This window comes from Amycolatopsis sp. lyj-23 (assembly GCF_046549135.1).
Taxonomy (GTDB): domain Bacteria; phylum Actinomycetota; class Actinomycetes; order Mycobacteriales; family Pseudonocardiaceae; genus Amycolatopsis.
Genome location: NZ_JAJPWN010000010.1, coordinates 251,346 through 266,179, shown reverse-complemented (window position 1 = coordinate 266,179; position 14,834 = coordinate 251,346). Strand labels below are relative to the sequence as shown.

Genomic DNA, 14,834 nt, shown 5'->3' with positions numbered 1-14,834 from the left:
GTGACTGAGCTGGCTTCCCCGGGGCGGCAGATGCTGTCCGAGCAGGTCTACGCCCACCTGCGGGACGCGATCCTGCGTGGCCACCACTCCCCCGGCGAGGCCCTCAAGCCGCAGGACCTGGCCACCGCACAGGGCGTGAGCCTGGCCGTCGTGCGCGAAGCCCTCGTCCGGCTGGTGGGTGACGGCCTCGCCGACCGGCTGCCCAACCGCGGCTTCGCGGTCCCGGCCGTCACCGACCGCCGCTGGCAGGAAGTCGCCGAGGCGCGCCGGACGGTCGAGCCGCTGGTGCTGCGCCTGTCACTGGAACGCGGCGATCTCGCCTGGGAGACCCGGGTGCGGGCCGCGCACCACCGGCTGGCCCGCACCCCGGCGTTCGCGGCCGAGGAGGACCGCCACTACAGCGCCGAATGGGCCGAGGCCCACCGGATCTTCCACCGCACCCTGCTGGAGGGCTGCGGCAACCCGGTGCTGCTGGACACGTTCGACCGCATGTGGACGGCGAGTGAGCTGGCCCGCCGGTGGGCGGCCCACCGCAGCCCCGGCCGCGACCACCTCGCCGAGCACGCCCTGCTGGAGCAGACGGCCTTGGCGCGCGACGCCGACGCCGCGGCCGAGGCGCTGACCCGCCACCTCACGCTCACCACGACGGCCCTCACCGGCGGCGTGCCACCGGACTGACCGTGCTGCCCGGGCAGGGCTGCCCCGGACGAGGCCCGCGCCCCTAACCCAGGCTGACCTCCATCGGACGGCTCGGGACCGCGTCGAGCGCGGCCAGTGCCTCGTCGTCCAACGCGAGGCCCGCCACGGCCAGGTTCGCTTCCAGGTGCGCCGCGCTCGCGGTGCCCGGGATGAGGTGGACGTTCGGGGCGTGGTGCAGCAGCCACGCCAGGCCGACCTGCTCCGGCGTGCGGCCGAGCGCCTGCGCCACCGCCTGGACCGCGGGTTCGTCGGTCACCTTCGGCACGCCGGGGAAAGCGCCGCCCAGCGGGAAGAACGGGACCCACGCGATGTCCTCGGCGGCGCACAGCTCGAGCAGTTCCTCGTCCTCGCGCGAAACGAGGCTGTAGGCGTTCTGCACGCAGGCGATCCCCGCCGGGAGCGCCTGGCGCAGCCGGTCGAGGGTCACCGCGCTCAGCCCGATCGCGCCGATCTTGCCCTCGTCGCGCAGGGCTGTCAGCACCGCGAGCTGGTCGTCGAGCGGAACGAGCTGGTCGCCTTCGGCGACCAGGCCGGGCAGCCGGTCACACCGGCGCAGGTTGACCAGCGGGATCCGGTCGAGACCGAGCGAGCGGAGGTTGTCCTCGACGCTCGCCCGCAGTTGTTCGGGCCGCTGCGCGAGGCGGAGCGGGAGCGGGGCACCGGGGTCGGAGTCGGGGTCGGCGCCGACCTTGGTGGCGAGCACGACGTCGTCGCCGGGGCGGAGGGCGTCGCGGATGACGCCGTTGACGAAGCCGTCGCCGTAGAACTGGGCCGTGTCGACGTGGCCGACGCCGAGCTCGACCGCTCGGCGCAGGAGTGCGACGGCCGCGGCGCGGTCGTCGTGCAGGCGCTCGAGCTGCATCGCCCCGTACCCGACGCGGGAAACGGAACGGCCGGCGAGCGTGCCGCGTTCGGTGGAAGGCATGGGTGGTCCCCGTCCTCGTGCGATGATGACTAAGCGGAGGAGCCTCCGCTCAAGCCCGACCGTAGCACAACCGGAGGTGCCTCCGCTTTGTCCTCACCCGATCCGTCCCGTCCGGTGCGCTCCGACGCGCGCCGCAACCGGGACAAGCTCCTCGCCGTCGCGCGCGCCGCGTTCGCCGCCGCCGACGGCACCGTCGCGCTCGAAGCCGTCGCCCGCGAAGCCGGCGTCGGGATCGGCACCCTCTACCGGCACTTCCCGACCCGCGAAGCGCTCGTCGAAGCCGTCTACGCGGCGGAACTCGACGACGTCACGGCCGGCGCACCCGCCCTGCTCGAACAACTCGCCCCCGAGAAGGCCCTTCGCGCGTGGATGGACCGCTACGCCGCGTTCGTGGCGACCAAGCGCGGGATGGCGGACGTCCTGCGGGCGAGCGTGGCGTCCGGCCGCATCGCGACCCCGGCGACCCGGCAGCGCATCTCGGCGGCGATCGGCGCGATCCTCGACGCGGGGGCAGCGGCGGGCACGCTGCGCCCCGGCGCCGACCCGGAGGACGTCACCCTGCTCTTGCTCGGCGTGTTCCTGTCGACGGCGGGCGAGCACGACCCGGAGCGGACCGGCCGGATGCTCGACCTGATCGTCGACGCCCTGCGGGTGCGGGACTGACCGGGACCGCGACCCGGCATCATGGCCGGGGACGACCCGAGACAGCGAGGAGCGTTCGATGCGGATCCTGGCCCGGCTGTGCGTGACCGCCGACGGCTACGTGACCACCCCGGACAGCGATCCCGGCCGGCTGCTGGAGCGGCTGCGGGCCGCCGGTTCCGGGGGCGACGTCCACCTCGTCGGCGGGCCGAGCACGCTCGAGACCTTCCGCGCGCTCGGCGTCGTCGACAAGCTGGAACTGGTCGTGCTGCCGTTCATGGTCGGCTCGCCGGATGCGGCTGACCGATTCACTGGACGCGTCGACGGCGCTTTCCTTCGAAAGCTCCCGTGAACTGCCCGGCGGCTCAGTGGAAATCGTCTACTCGCTGCGCGCCCGCGACGACGGTCAGGACGCGGAAACGGAATAGCTGTTCGACGTGAAGTTCAGGCCACCGGACGAGGACGTGATCTCGAAGCCGAACTGCACTTCGCCGAGGGTCACGTCACCGAACCACCCGCGGGCCTTGATCCAGTTCAGGACCGCGAGCACGTCGATCGTGCCGGCGTTCGTGTTCGACGTGCGCACGAAGGAGAACACCGCGTTCGAGCCGTTCGATCCCTTGTAGACGTCCCAGGTGTGCCCGCCGACGGTCACCGTCGTCTGCTTGCTGCCGATCGGGCCGACCGCACCCTGCTTGTCGACCCACAGCATGACCTCGTAGGCGTTGTTGTTCGCCCAGATGTCGTAGGCGGTCTCGTACGCGCCGCTGCCCGGCCGCGACACGTTGAAGCTGCTCGAAACCTGCCGCAGCGAACTCAGCGTCCGGCCGACGTTCTTCGCCGAGTGCGGGTAGGACTTGACGCCGCCGGTGTTGGGGTGGTCGGCCCACACTCCCCAGTTGCTGGAGGAGTTCGCCCAGATGGTCTGCGGGCCGGCCCCGCTGCCCCAGACGTCGTTGCGGACGGTGTAGCCGCCGTTGGACCAGGTCGCCCACTTGTCGGACGACGACCAGGTGGCCGCTTCCGCCACCCCGGCGGTGGTCGCCACGACGGCGGCCGCGGTCAGCGAGACGAGCGTGGAACGCACCACGTTGTGCATGGGAATCGTCCTTTCCCGGAAATCGAACGGGAGACGGTGACGACTATTGCAGGCCGGTTGTGCACGGTCAAGATTCGGTGCGTGATTTGCCGACACGCGCGCCGGGAATAACAATGAAATCGACGATTTCAATGGCGGCGGGCGTCGATTTGGTCGAACAACGGCACACGCATTATCCGTCGTGCGTCCGCCGTTGTTCGGCGTCGCCGGCGAGCAGGAGGTACGCGGCGGCCGTCCAGGTGTAGGCCCGGTCGCGCAGGCCGTCGCCGGTCAGCGCGTCGAAGTTCTCGGCGAACCCGGACTTCTCGCACACCGCGCGGAACCGCGCGCTGACGCGGTCGGCGAGCTCGGCGGCCCCGGCGCGGCGGAGGCCGTCCTCGACCAGCACGGTGACGGGCGCCCACACCGGACCCCGCCAGTAGCCGTCCGCTTCGTAGAACGCCGACGACGGCCGCTCGGTCGCCAGCCCGATGCCGGTGAGGTGCGCCTCGAGCCCGGCCACGACCCGGTCGCGGACGCCGGGCGGGAGGTGCTCGCCGAGCACGATCGGCATCAGCTCCAGCAGGCTCGCCCCGGAGTGCACCGCCCCGGTCGCGGCCGAGCGGCTGACGAACTTCGTGCCGTCCCACAGCTCCTCCAGCAGGGCCGCCAGCATGCGCTCCGCTTCGGCGTCCCACCGCGCCGCCGCGTCGGGATCGCCTTCCCCGGCGGCCAGCCCCGCCAGTTCCTTCAGCTGCAGCACCAGGAACGCGGCCAGGTCGGGCGTCTGCACCAGCCGCTGCCCGGCGAACGGCGTCGCGTTGTCCCAGCCGCTGTCGTTGCCGTGTTCGTAGTGGGCGAGCGGCCGGCCGGGCACGCGGCGGTGCGTCAGCCAGAACGTCGTCCACGCCGCCAGCTGCCGGTAGGCGCGCCCGGTCTCCGGCAGGCCGACGGGAAGGCGGTGGCGCAGGCGGCTCAGCGCCCAGCCGTGGACGGGCGGTTTGACGAAGTTGCGCAGCACCTCGGCGTGGGTGACCGAGTCGGGCAGCGCGCCCTGGTCGTCCTGGTGGTCGAAGACGACCTGGAACTGGTGCCAGGCCAGCTCGGGCCGGCCACCGGCCAGTGCGAGGGCGTTGAAGCAGTGGTCCCAGCTCCACACCTTGTCCATCCAGTGCTTCGACATCAGCACGGCCGGACGGCCGACGAACCCGGCGGGCGCCACGATGGCCGACCACAGCACGTAGCAGGCGAGCTCCGCCGCCGGCGTGCGTTCGCCGCGCCAGGGCGCCACTGAATCGGCGAAAGCGGCGAAGCCGGCCCCGGCCGCGGCGACCACGTCGTCGAACGCCGCCGACGGCACGTACGGTGCCCGGGCGCCGGGGAGCTCCTCGACGACCACCTCCCATTCGGCACCGCTCACGACGACGGCCCGTTCGGCCGTCCCCAGCGCTTCGGCGCCGACGTGCCGCAGGTGTCCGGATAGGACGGTGACGCGGTAGCGGTGGCCGGTTTCGTAGGAGGTGAAGACGGCGGCCCCGCCGACCGGGTCGGCGAAGGAGTACGTCCCGGTGAACGGGGTCAGCGTGGGCTCCGCCGCGCGGATCCGGAGTTCGAGCCCGTGCCCGGCGATCCGGAGCGCGTCCGGGCTCGCGTACGCCGCCGTGATCCGTTGTCCGCCGCCGCCCCAGGTGAGCGCGGACGGCGTGGCGGTGACCGGGACCGGCGCCCGCTGCCCGTCGCGTTCGGGCACCAGGGCCAGCACGGCGTGCATGCCGTGGCGGTGGGACACCAGGTGCAGGTCGTCGGCGTAGGTGGCCTGGGCCACCACCGGGGAGACGTCGAACCAGGAACCCGGGTGGCTGAAGGGGATCTCGCGCAGCGAAAACTCGCCCGTGGGCACAGAAGCCGTCCTTTCCGAAGGGGGTTCAGTCCTTGACGGCGCCCGCGGTGACGCCGGCGGCGACGAACCGCTGCGCCAGCACGAGCAGCACCGCGGCCGGCACGGAGGCCACCACCGCCGTCGCCATGATGGAGTTCCACTCCTGGTTGTTGTTGCCGATGTAGCGGTAGATGCCCAGCGTCAGCGGCCGCATCGAGCCACCGCCGTCGAGCGTCGCCGCGAACACGAAGTCCGACCAGGCCCACAGGAACGAGAACAGGCCCGCGGTGACGACTCCGTTGCGGCTCGCGGGCAGCACCACCGACCAGAACGCGCGCACCGCGCCCGCGCCGTCGATCGTGGCCGCCTGGACGAGCTCGTCCGGCACCGAGGCCATGAAGGAGGTCAGGATCAGCACGGCGAACGGCACCGCGATCGTCGAATCGGCGAGGACCAAGCCCCACGCCGTGTTCGTGACCCCCAGCGAGACGTAAATGCCGTAGAAGCCGAGCGCCATGATGATCCCGGGGATCATCTGGGCGACGAGCAGCACGAACCCCAGCGCCCGGTGCCCGCGGGGGCGGAGCTTGGCCAGCGCGTACGCCGAAGGCGCGGCCAGTGCCAGCGTCAGCACCACCGTGCCCAGCGCGACGAACAGGCTGGTGGCGAAGTACGGGAGCTGCTCGTGCAGCACCCGCTCGTAGCCTTCGAACGTCGGCGCGGCGGGGAACCAGTCGGGCGGCGACTTGCGCATCCGCCCGGCCGGCGTCAGCGACACGTTCGCCATCCAGTAGACGGGGAAGAGCATCACGGCGGTGAGCAGGAGCCCCACCGCGGTGCGCCAGTGGCGGCTCACGCTGCCTCCTGCCTGCGCTGCGCGCGGATGTAGAGCAGGCCGGCCACCAGTGCCAGCAGGATGAGCACGTTGCCCACGGCCGCGCTGGGCCCGAACCGCGGGAGCAGGCTGCCGAACCCGAGCTGGTAGGACCAGGTGGCCAGGGTGGTCGACGCCCCGTCGGGCCCACCCCGGGTCATGATCCAGATGACGTCGAACACCTTCAGCGTGTAAACCAGCCCGAGCAGCAGGGTGATCGCGGAAACCGGGCGCAGCAGCGGGAAGGTGACGTGCCGGAACCGCTGCCACGCCCCGGCGCCGTCGAGCGACGCGGCCTCGTACACCTCGGCCGGGATGTTCTGCAGGCCGCTGTGCAGCACGACGAGGTTGAACGGCACGCCGATCCAGATGTTGGCGATGGTCACCGACACCAGCGCCCACGACGGCGACGTCAGCCAGTCGATCCGGCCGGCGCCGAACCAGCCCAGCACGGCGTTGACCACCCCGGATTCGCTGTTGAGCAGCCACGCGCAGGTCGAGCCCGACACGATCAGCGGCAGCAGCCACGGCACCAGGAACAGCGCGCGCAGCGTCGGGCCCAGCCGGAAGTTGCGAGCGAAGAACACCGCCGTGGCCAGGCCGATGCCGTACTGGAAGAGCAGCGACGCGGCGGTGAAGACGAGCGTGTCGAGCAGCGCCGTGCGGAAGGTCGGATCGGTGAACACCGAGGCGTAGTTGTCGAACCAGACGAGCGGCGCACCACCGTGCACGAAGGTGCGAACGGTGTAGCTGCGCAGGCTGAGATCGACGTTCGTCACCAGCGGATAGCCGTAACAGAGCAGGAGGTAGGCGACGAGCGGCGCGAGGAAGGCCCAGCCGAGCAGCTGCTGGCGGCGCTGCCGCCCGGCCCGCCCGGGCGCTCGCGCGGCCGGACGGGCGGTGACCGGCTGACGGGTGTCCAGCACGAGCCGGCCTACTTCGCCGACGCGGCGGTGGCCTGCGCGGCCGCCAGGGCGGCGTCCGGGGCCTTCGCGCCGGTGAGCGCGGCCTGCACGGCACCCCAGAGCGGTTCGGAGATCCGCGGGTACCGGGTGCCGAGGTTGTCACCCGTGCGGCCCTTGGCGACCTTGACCGCGTCGACCCACACCTTGAGCTCCGGCTGGGCGGCGACCTGCTTGGCCTGCACGGAAGGCACGGCGGAAACGTAGGTGAGCGCCGTGTCGGAGTCGAGCACGTTGGCCGGGCTGGTCAGGCAGGACGCGATCCGGCCCGCGGTCTTCTCGGCGTCGGGGCTGCTCTGGACGGGCACGGTGACGAACTCGCCGCCGGTCGGCGCCGGGGCCGCGCCCCCGGTGCGCGCCGGGATCGGGAGGACGCCGTAGCCGAAGCCGGCCTTCTTCACGTTCTGCAGCTGCCAGGTGCCGTTCTCGGCGAAGGCGTACTCACCCGTCGCGAACTCCTGCCAGCTGGTCGTCTGCGTGTTGCCGACCACCGAGTTCGGCGCGTACCCCTTGTCCAGCCACGACTTCCACTGCGCGAGCGCCGAGACGGCGTTCGCGGAGGCCAAGTCGGTCAGGTTCGCGCCCGAGCCCCAGAACCACGGCAGGAACTGGAAACTGCCCTCTTCGGTGCCGATGGCGGAGAAGGTGATGCCCTTCTTGCCGGCGGCGTGCACCTTGGCCAGCGCCGCGTCGAGGCTCGCCCAATCCTGGACCGACGCCGGGTCGACGCCGGCCGCGGTCAGCACGGCCTTGTTGTAGTAGAGGGCCAGCGTGTTCGCGCCGATCGGGACGCCGTAGACCTGGCCCTTGACGTCGGCGGCGGCGAGCAGGTTGGGCGCGACCCGGGTCGCGTCGAGCCCGGTGTCCGCATTGGACTTCAGCACGCCGCCCTCGGCCAGGGTGGAGACCACGGGGTTGTCCACGACGAGGACGTTCGGCGCGGTGTTCTGCTGGGCGGCGAGCAGCACCTTGTTGGTCAGGTCGGTCGTGTCGAACGCCTGCCGCGCGATCTTGACCCCGGCGTCGGCGCCGCACTTGTCGACGACCTTCGCCCACGCGGAACTCGCGTCGAACTGCGGGTAGGGGTCCCACACGGTGAAGGCACCGGCGGCCGGGGCGGTCCCGGAGGAGCACGCGGCCAGTGCCGTCGCGGCGACGGCCGCGGACAGCAGCCGGAGGAGCGGGTGACGCGGCATGAGGGGTCCTTCCTGTCGGCACCAATGCCGACTGGCGACGGGCGATCTATCATCGAACCGGTTCGATGACGAAGGCCGCGTCACCGTAAACCCCGAGAACCCTCCTGCGCAATACTGCGTGTACTACGATCGAACCGGTTTCGAGCACCAGGGTCAGGAGTGGCATGAACATCGGGGAGATCGCGCGGCGCGCGGGGGTCTCGCGCAGCACCGTGTCGTACGCGCTGAGCGGCAAGCGCCCGGTGTCGGCGGCCACCGTGCAGCGCATCAACGACGTCATCGCCGAACTCGGCTACCGGCCCAACGCCAGCGCCCGCGCCCTGGCCGAAGGCCGCACCCGCACGCTGGGCCTGGTCGTCCCGCCGGCCAGCCGCCGGCTGACCGACGTCCAGCTGGGGTTCGTCGGCAGCGTCGTCGACGCGGCCGCCGCCCACGACCTCGACGTCCTGCTCTCCCCCAGCGGCGGCGACCACGACCGCTCGTTCGAGCGCATCGTGACCGGGCGGCGGGTCGACGGCGTGATCCTGATGGAGATCCTCCTCGAAGACCCGCGGGTCGAGCGGCTGAGCCAGGCGAGCCTGCCGTACGTGACCATCGGGCACGTGGAGCACCCGGGGGCGTCCTGGTGGGTCGACGTCGACTACGGCGCCCTGATCACCCGCTGCGTGCACCACCTCGCCGACCTCGGCCACGAGGAGGTGGTGCTGATCAACCGCTCGGCCGAGCTCGTCGCGGCCGGGTACGGGCCGGCGCTGCGTTCGGCGACGGGGTTCCTGGCCGCGACCGAGGCGCGGGGCTTGACGGCCCGCACGGTCTGCTGCGCGGACGAAGCGGCGGCGGGACTGGCCTGCTTCGAACAGATCCGGGCGCAGTGGCCCGCGGTGACGGCGGCGGTGACGATCAACGAAGCGGCCCTGCCGGGTGTCCAGCGCGCGTTGCACCGGGCCGGGCTCGAAGTGCCCCGCGACTTCTCGCTGACCGGGGTGATCGCCGAGCGCCTGGCGGAGGACTTCCACCCCCCGCTGACGGCGGCGGACGTCCCGGCGGCGGAGCTGGGCCGGCTGGCGGTGGACCTGCTGCTGGCCCAGATCGCGGACGCGGACGCCCAACCGCGGCACGCACTCCTCGAGCCGCCGATCTCCCTGCGCTCGAGCACCGGCGCCCGGCGCCACCGCGGTTGACACGCCGAACGGTCGAACCGGTTCGACCGATCATCCGAGCGTTCGCGGTGTGAGCACGGGCACCGTTTTCCGCTTGCGCGGCACGGGAAACTGGACAAAGGGGGGACACCACGAGTCGTGGAGGGGCCTCGATGTCGCCCATGGACCACCTGATCGTCGCGGTGATCGGCCGCCGCCGGGCCCAGGCCCGGGCGCAGCAGCCCGTCCCGGCGCCCGGCCGTCGGCCACCGGAGACCCCGCCGGGCCGCCGGTCCTCGACGCCCGGCACCCCCTAGTAGCGGGGGCCCGGCTACGGGGTGCCGCACGCCTTGCCGGGGCGCCGGGCCTCAACGTCCGGCGCCGCGTAGCCCGTGCTGCCCCGCAGCCACCACACTCGCCGCCGGGGCGCCGGTCCTCGACGCCCGGAACCCCGTAACCCGGCCAATCCGGCGCCCGCCCGCAACCACCACACTTCTCGTCAAGGCGCCGGTCCTCGGACCTCCGGCACCCCGTAGCCGGGGCCATCGCGGTGCCCGGACGGCGACTACCGCACGCACTGCTGGGGCGCCGGTCCACGTCCGGCACCCCGCAACCCCACCGCTCAGCGGGCGAACACCCCCAGGTCGATCGAATCCCCCAGCAGCCGGTCCCCGGCCGCGTTCGGGTGGTAGCAGTCGGTCCGCAGGTCGGCGCGGATCACCGTCGGGTCCGCCGGGTCGCGCAGCACGGCGTCGAAGTCGAGCACCGCGTCGAACGTCCCCGACGTGCGGATCCACTGGTCGACCGCGAGCCGGGCCTGTTCCTTCGGGCCGCCGGACGCGTTGCACATCGGCAGGATCGTCGCGCCGACGATCCGGCGGCCGGCCGCGTGCACCCGCCCGGCGATGGTCTTCATCGCGTCGATGACCTGCGCCGCTGGCGCCGGGGGCGCGTTGTCGCCGCCGCCGAGGTCGTTCGTCCCCTCCAGCAGCAGCACGTACCGCACGCCGGGCAGGGAAAGCACGTCCCGGTCGAGGCGGGACGGCGCGGGCGGCCCGCAGCACTGGCCGGTGGGGTCGTACGGATTCGGCTGGACGCTGACGGTGTTGCCGCTGATGCCCGCGTTGGCCACCGACAGCCGCCGCGACGGCGGGAGGGTGCCCAGGCGCTCGGCGAGCACGTCGGTCCAGCGCGGGCCGCCGCCGAAGGCGTTGTAGCCGTCGGTGATCGAGTCGCCGAGGGCGACGATCGTGCCGCGGGCGGGCGAGACGGCGCTGATCGCGTCCGCCCACCACAGGACGCCGGGCGCGAAGGGCCCGTACGCGCTCCCCGACTCGTCGGCCCCCGCGTCGCCCGGGCCGGCCGAGGTGAACGACCCCGGCGTGTACGTCTCCGGCGGCGGGAAGGTGTGGTCGTCGACCGGCGCCCCCGGCGCGTACACGCTCACCGCGACGTGGTCGCCGCGGCGGACCACCAGCGGCAGCGGGTCGGTCCAGGCGCTCGCGCCCGGCGGGATCGTCACCGCGTGCCGGAAACCGAAGGTGGCGCGGTGGTTCGAGCCCGGCACCAGCGCGGGCGAGTTCGTCGACGGCTGCTTGCCGACCCACACCGACCGCACGGTCATCGCGGTGGCGCCGAACGGGTTGCTCAGCCGCACCCGCAGCGCCACCCCGGTCGCGGTCACCGTCAGCACGTTGCGGATCGTGACGTCGGGGCTGGTGCCGTGCACGCCTTCCAGCGCGGACTCGGTCAGGGTCACCGTGCCCGGTGGCGCCCCGCCCGCGGGCGACGCCCCCGCCGGTGCCGGGCTCAGCAGCGACGCGGAAACGGCCAGGACCACAGCGGTTCGGCGGATGCGCATTCCCCAAGCGTCCTTTCTGGTGCTCAAACGACGACCGGCCAGCCGGCCGCGTCGTAGGTCAGCCGGTTGATGCCGAGGCGCGGAGTGCCGTTGTCGGCGTAGTAGTGGTAGACGAGCAGGTCGCCGTCGTTGTCGGCGAGCACGGCCTCGTGCCCCGGGCCGTGGACGCTGCCGTGCCCGGCGAGGATTTCGGTGCCACCACCGGAGGTCATCGGCACGCCGGCCCGGTCGGCGTAGGGTCCGGTGATGCTCGTCGACCGGCCGACCACCACGCGGTAGGTGCTCGCCGCACCGCGGCAGCAGAAGTCGAACGACACGTACTGGTAGTAGTACTGCCCGCGTTCGACGATGAAGGGCGCCTCGATGGCACCGCCGCCGCGCCCGGCGATGCCGGTCAGCCCGCTGCCCTGCCGCAGTCCCGTCGCGGGGTTCAGCTGGATCAGCTTGGTGCCCGACCAGAACGAGCCGAAGTCCAGCCACCACCGGCCCTGCTCGTCGACGACGAGGTTCGGGTCGATGGCGTTGAAGTCGTCACCCGCGCGGGATTCGACGACCAGCCCGCGGTTCGTCCAGGTGCCGGAGCCGCCGGACGGGCTGGTGGCCAGGAAGATCGCCGAATGGTTGGAGCCGAACGTCGAAGCCGAGTAGTACAGGTAGTACTGGCCGTTGTGGTAGGAGACGTCCGGTGCCCACAGGTTGCGATCGCCTCCGGTGTAGGACGTCGTCCACGGAGCGCCGCCCGGGAACGCCGAGCCGGCGCCGCGGAAGGCGATGCGGTCGGTGGAGGTCTTCAGGGTGATGCCGTCTCCGGTGTGCGCCACCAGGTAGCTGCCGTCCGGGCGCTTGACCACGCTCGGGTCGTGCACGCTGGTGTCGCCGGTGACGCGGCCGGGATCGGGGTAGGCGGCCGCGGCGGGAACCGCCGTGGCCAGCAACACCGCGACAGCGGACAGGATCACGGAAAATGAGCCTCGAGCGGACGGCATGCTGCCTCCAACCTCGTCAGGACGACGGTTTCCGCTGGAGCGCTCTCGAGCGAGAGTAACGCAGTGGCAACAGTTCCGGCAACACATTCGAGAAAGCGCTGTCACGCGCCCGGGCGGGCCGGGCGCGTGACAGCTGCCGGACTCAGGACGCCCAGGGCGGGCTGACGAGCCAGCTCACGTCGTCGTTGTAGGAGTTCGCGTTGTCGAAGGTGTTCGAACCGCCGTTGGTGGCGATGTAGACGTTGTAGCTGTAGTGGCGGACGTACCGGTCCGGGAAGTTCACCGACCGGAGGGAAGTGCCCTGCCCGCTGCGGCCGGCCTCGGGGCAGAAGGTCGCGTCCTGGGCGAAGAGCGAGCTCCCGTCGTTGGCCTGCAGGGAAACCTGGTAGTTCTGGTGCCGCAGGTACTGCCCGGCGGTGTTGCGGGATTCGAAGGACACGCACGAGCTGTCGGCCAGCCCGGCCCGGACGGTCCAGGAGGCGTTGCCCTTTTCGGTGGCCGAACTGCCGCTGTTGACGACGCCGATGTCCACAGCGGACCCGTTGTGGTGGATGTAACGGTCGGTGCAGCAGCCGGTGGTCGCCTGCAGCGAAACCGTCGAGCCGGGCGTCAGGCCGCCGCCCGACGAACCGGTGGCGTAGCCGGCTGCGGTGATGTTGGCCTGCACCGCGTTTTCCGTGGCGTCGGAAGGATAACCGGACGTCATCACGCCTTCGTAGAAGGTGCCGCGGGCGCCGACGCTGTTGTCACCGCCGATGCCGAGGATGATGGCCCCTTCCTTCTTCATCGGGTTGTAGCCCGAAACGTTCGGGCGCACGCCGTCGTAGAACGTCGACACACCACCGGACTGCGCGTTGCCGCCCCGGATCGCCCACCGGTTCTGGCCGCCCTTGACGATCGCGGTCAGGAAGCGGTGGCTGATGCTCGGGTCGTTGGCGTTGTAGTGCTGGTTGACCCCGGAGAACAGGCCGTTCTCCAGGTCCGCCATGATCCACGGGCCGTTCCCGGCGCCGTAGCCCCAGATCTTGATGTTGCCGAAGTAGATGGCTTCCATCGTGCCGTTGCCGTTGTCCCGGCTGTTGCGCTCGGCGTTGCCGTAGTCGAAGCAGCAGCCGCCGTTGTAGTGCGTGCCGTCGAAGATCGCGTACATGCCTTCCGGCTGGTCACCGGTGGCGATCCCGTTGGTGTTGTTGTTGCGGTAGCCGGTTCCGGGCGCGATGTAGACGCCGTAGGCCTTGTGGCCGCCGACGGTGATCGGCGCCGAAGTGGCGTTGGCGAGGTTGTCGTACCCGCCCGCGGCCGGGCCGTTGAACCCGCCGGGCGGTGCCTGCGTGAGCCGGTTGTTCCGGCCGGACTGGTCGTAGATGACCGTGATCAGGCAGGTGGTTCCGGCGCAGAACGAGTCCTGCGCCGCGGCGTTGGCCACCCCGCCCGCGGCCAGCGGCGCGATGTCGCGGGTGGCGCTGTCGGACGCGCGGCGCACCTGGTACAGCGGCCCGGTGTAGGCGCCGTACAGGGCGCGGGTCGTGGAATGCGCGGCCACGCAAGGCGTGCCGCCTGCCGCGTAGATGTCGCACGGCCCCTGGGTGGCCGCCTGGGACGTGCCGCCACCGGCGAGCAGACCGGTGACGAACGTGCCGGCGGTGACGAGGGCCGCCGCGAGGGCGCGTGGACGGGCGTATCTCGACTGTCGTGCCATGGGTGATCTCCCGCTGGGGTACGGAGAAACGTCGAATCGACAGGTGCGCGGGCCGGCGACGTTGCCAACCTCCTCCTCGATCACCGACACGCAGGAACGGCACAGGCGGAGCGATTGTGAGCGCTAACATAACTCCCGGCCCCAGGCGGTGCAAGAGCCGGTTTTCCCCGCTTCGAAATTTCGACGCTTTCGAGGTGCGGCGCAAACCCCTTGCCGCACAAGGGGTCGAGCCTCGGCCACCGGGGACCTCACCTGGCCGCACGCGAAACCCGGCCGCTGCCGGGAGTGGGCCGCAAGCCCATTGCGCCACCCTGGTGGACCGCGATGAGCCGGGCCGGGCGGACGAGCCGGGAGCGGCGGCGAGACCACCTGCGCTCACCCGGCCGTCCGATGGCCTGCCCCGTGGGGCGGCCGCCCGCCGCGTGGGCCCGCAGGCCCGCATCAGCGACCCGGCGTCACCGGGACCCAGGCCGCCGGCGCCGTGGCCGGGAGAGCCGAGGCGGGCTCCCGGCCGGCGTCACACCGGCCGGCCGGGCTTGCGCTGGGAAACGCTGTTCTCCCGCAGCGGCGGCTGCCACACCCGGGGCGCCGGTGACTCGCCGTCATCACCCGGCTGGTCGAGCGGGTCCGTCCCGTTCTGCCAGCGAGCCCAGTGAGCCGCGCACATCCTCCGCCAGAGGGCCGGCTCGTCGCACTGGTACCGCCGGCAGGACGGCACCCGCTCCTGGTGATCGCTCACGTAATCGCTCCACTCGCCATCCGACGTTCCACGTTCAACTATCACAGCCACGCAGCGTTGTCGATCCTCCGGCATCGTCGCGGGCGGCGGTGGTCGCCGGGCACTTCGCGGGGCGAGGCGGGCGCACGAACCGGGACCATCCACCCGAATCGGCG

The 14,834-nt window shown here is 72.0% G+C and carries 14 protein-coding genes and 1 pseudogene; 5 read left to right on the top strand and 10 right to left on the bottom strand.

Going from position 1 to position 14,834, the window contains the following annotated elements:
• Positions 1–30 precede the first annotated feature (30 nt).
• On the top strand, positions 31–678 hold the full coding sequence (locus ACLJPY_RS26065) for a GntR family transcriptional regulator (protein WP_410592479.1): 648 nt from the start codon (positions 31–33) through the stop codon (positions 676–678).
• 43 nt (positions 679–721) lie between these two features.
• Here ACLJPY_RS26065 and ACLJPY_RS26060 read toward each other — a convergent pair whose 3' ends face one another.
• The gene (locus tag ACLJPY_RS26060) at positions 722–1,624 is read right to left on the bottom strand and encodes an aldo/keto reductase (protein ID WP_410592270.1); all 903 of its coding nucleotides are present in this window, start codon (positions 1,622–1,624) and stop codon (positions 722–724) included.
• A gap of 87 nt (positions 1,625–1,711) precedes the next feature.
• Here ACLJPY_RS26060 and ACLJPY_RS26055 point away from each other — a divergent pair, with 87 nt between their 5' ends.
• Complete coding sequence (locus ACLJPY_RS26055) at positions 1,712–2,287, top strand: TetR/AcrR family transcriptional regulator (protein WP_410592268.1); 576 nt, start codon at positions 1,712–1,714, stop codon at positions 2,285–2,287.
• 31 nt (positions 2,288–2,318) lie between these two features.
• A pseudogene (locus ACLJPY_RS26050) lies at positions 2,319–2,618 on the top strand (dihydrofolate reductase family protein); the annotation flags it as partial.
• 54 nt (positions 2,619–2,672) lie between these two features.
• On the opposite strand, the gene ACLJPY_RS26045 reads toward ACLJPY_RS26050, so the two are convergent.
• From ACLJPY_RS26045 to ACLJPY_RS26025, 5 genes are all read right to left on the bottom strand, one after another.
• Complete coding sequence (locus tag ACLJPY_RS26045) at positions 2,673–3,365, bottom strand: glycoside hydrolase family 12 protein (RefSeq protein WP_410592266.1); 693 nt, start codon at positions 3,363–3,365, stop codon at positions 2,673–2,675.
• Positions 3,366–3,537: 172 nt separating this feature from the next.
• On the bottom strand, positions 3,538–5,244 hold the full coding sequence (locus tag ACLJPY_RS26040; RefSeq protein ID WP_410592264.1) for an amylo-alpha-1,6-glucosidase: 1,707 nt from the start codon (positions 5,242–5,244) through the stop codon (positions 3,538–3,540).
• 25 nt (positions 5,245–5,269) lie between these two features.
• Positions 5,270–6,079, bottom strand: a complete 810-nt coding sequence (locus tag ACLJPY_RS26035) for a carbohydrate ABC transporter permease (RefSeq protein ID WP_410592263.1) — start codon at positions 6,077–6,079, stop codon at positions 5,270–5,272.
• On the bottom strand, positions 6,076–7,023 hold the full coding sequence (locus ACLJPY_RS26030) for a carbohydrate ABC transporter permease (RefSeq protein ID WP_410592261.1): 948 nt from the start codon (positions 7,021–7,023) through the stop codon (positions 6,076–6,078). Before ACLJPY_RS26030 ends, ACLJPY_RS26035 begins: the two co-directional genes overlap by 4 nt.
• 8 nt (positions 7,024–7,031) lie before the next feature.
• On the bottom strand, positions 7,032–8,255 hold the full coding sequence (locus ACLJPY_RS26025; protein ID WP_410592260.1) for an extracellular solute-binding protein: 1,224 nt from the start codon (positions 8,253–8,255) through the stop codon (positions 7,032–7,034).
• 104 nt (positions 8,256–8,359) lie between these two features.
• On the opposite strand from ACLJPY_RS26025, the gene ACLJPY_RS26020 reads away from it, so the two are divergent.
• Together ACLJPY_RS26020 and ACLJPY_RS26015 are read left to right on the top strand one after the other, a co-directional pair.
• The gene (locus tag ACLJPY_RS26020; RefSeq protein ID WP_410592477.1) at positions 8,360–9,436 is read left to right on the top strand and encodes a LacI family DNA-binding transcriptional regulator; all 1,077 of its coding nucleotides are present in this window, start codon (positions 8,360–8,362) and stop codon (positions 9,434–9,436) included.
• Between the two features lie 131 nt (positions 9,437–9,567).
• Complete coding sequence (locus ACLJPY_RS26015; RefSeq protein ID WP_410592258.1) at positions 9,568–9,711, top strand: hypothetical protein; 144 nt, start codon at positions 9,568–9,570, stop codon at positions 9,709–9,711.
• 305 nt (positions 9,712–10,016) lie between these two features.
• Here the strand turns inward: ACLJPY_RS26015 and ACLJPY_RS26010 are convergent, their stop codons facing one another.
• From ACLJPY_RS26010 to ACLJPY_RS25995, 4 genes are all read right to left on the bottom strand, one after another.
• Positions 10,017–11,255, bottom strand: a complete 1,239-nt coding sequence (locus ACLJPY_RS26010) for a GDSL-type esterase/lipase family protein (protein WP_410592256.1) — start codon at positions 11,253–11,255, stop codon at positions 10,017–10,019.
• Positions 11,256–11,278: 23 nt separating this feature from the next.
• Positions 11,279–12,241 carry an arabinan endo-1,5-alpha-L-arabinosidase gene (locus ACLJPY_RS26005; protein ID WP_410592254.1) on the bottom strand — a complete coding sequence of 321 codons (963 nt, stop codon included), beginning with the start codon at positions 12,239–12,241 and terminating at the stop codon, positions 11,279–11,281.
• A 142-nt stretch (positions 12,242–12,383) separates the two neighbouring features.
• Positions 12,384–13,940 carry an alpha-L-arabinofuranosidase B gene (locus ACLJPY_RS26000; RefSeq protein WP_410592252.1) on the bottom strand — a complete coding sequence of 519 codons (1,557 nt, stop codon included), beginning with the start codon at positions 13,938–13,940 and terminating at the stop codon, positions 12,384–12,386.
• Between the two features lie 517 nt (positions 13,941–14,457).
• Positions 14,458–14,679, bottom strand: coding sequence for a hypothetical protein (locus ACLJPY_RS25995; RefSeq protein ID WP_410592250.1), 222 nt, complete (start codon positions 14,677–14,679; stop codon positions 14,458–14,460).
• Positions 14,680–14,834: the final 155 nt, after the last annotated feature.

Bases quoted from the DNA above. Each gene is read 5' to 3' on its own strand.
- ACLJPY_RS26065 (WP_410592479.1), top strand. From the start codon at position 31: ATGCTGTCCGAGCAGGTCTACGCCCACCTGCGGGACGCGATCCTGCGT.
- ACLJPY_RS26060 (WP_410592270.1), bottom strand. From the start codon at position 1,624: ATGCCTTCCACCGAACGCGGCACGCTCGCCGGCCGTTCCGTTTCCCGC.
- ACLJPY_RS26045 (WP_410592266.1), bottom strand. From the start codon at position 3,365: ATGCACAACGTGGTGCGTTCCACGCTCGTCTCGCTGACCGCGGCCGCC.
- ACLJPY_RS26025 (WP_410592260.1), bottom strand. From the start codon at position 8,255: ATGCCGCGTCACCCGCTCCTCCGGCTGCTGTCCGCGGCCGTCGCCGCG.
- ACLJPY_RS26015 (WP_410592258.1), top strand. From the start codon at position 9,568: ATGTCGCCCATGGACCACCTGATCGTCGCGGTGATCGGCCGCCGCCGG.
- ACLJPY_RS26010 (WP_410592256.1), bottom strand. From the start codon at position 11,255: ATGCGCATCCGCCGAACCGCTGTGGTCCTGGCCGTTTCCGCGTCGCTG.
- ACLJPY_RS26005 (WP_410592254.1), bottom strand. From the start codon at position 12,241: ATGCCGTCCGCTCGAGGCTCATTTTCCGTGATCCTGTCCGCTGTCGCG.
- ACLJPY_RS26000 (WP_410592252.1), bottom strand. From the start codon at position 13,940: ATGGCACGACAGTCGAGATACGCCCGTCCACGCGCCCTCGCGGCGGCC.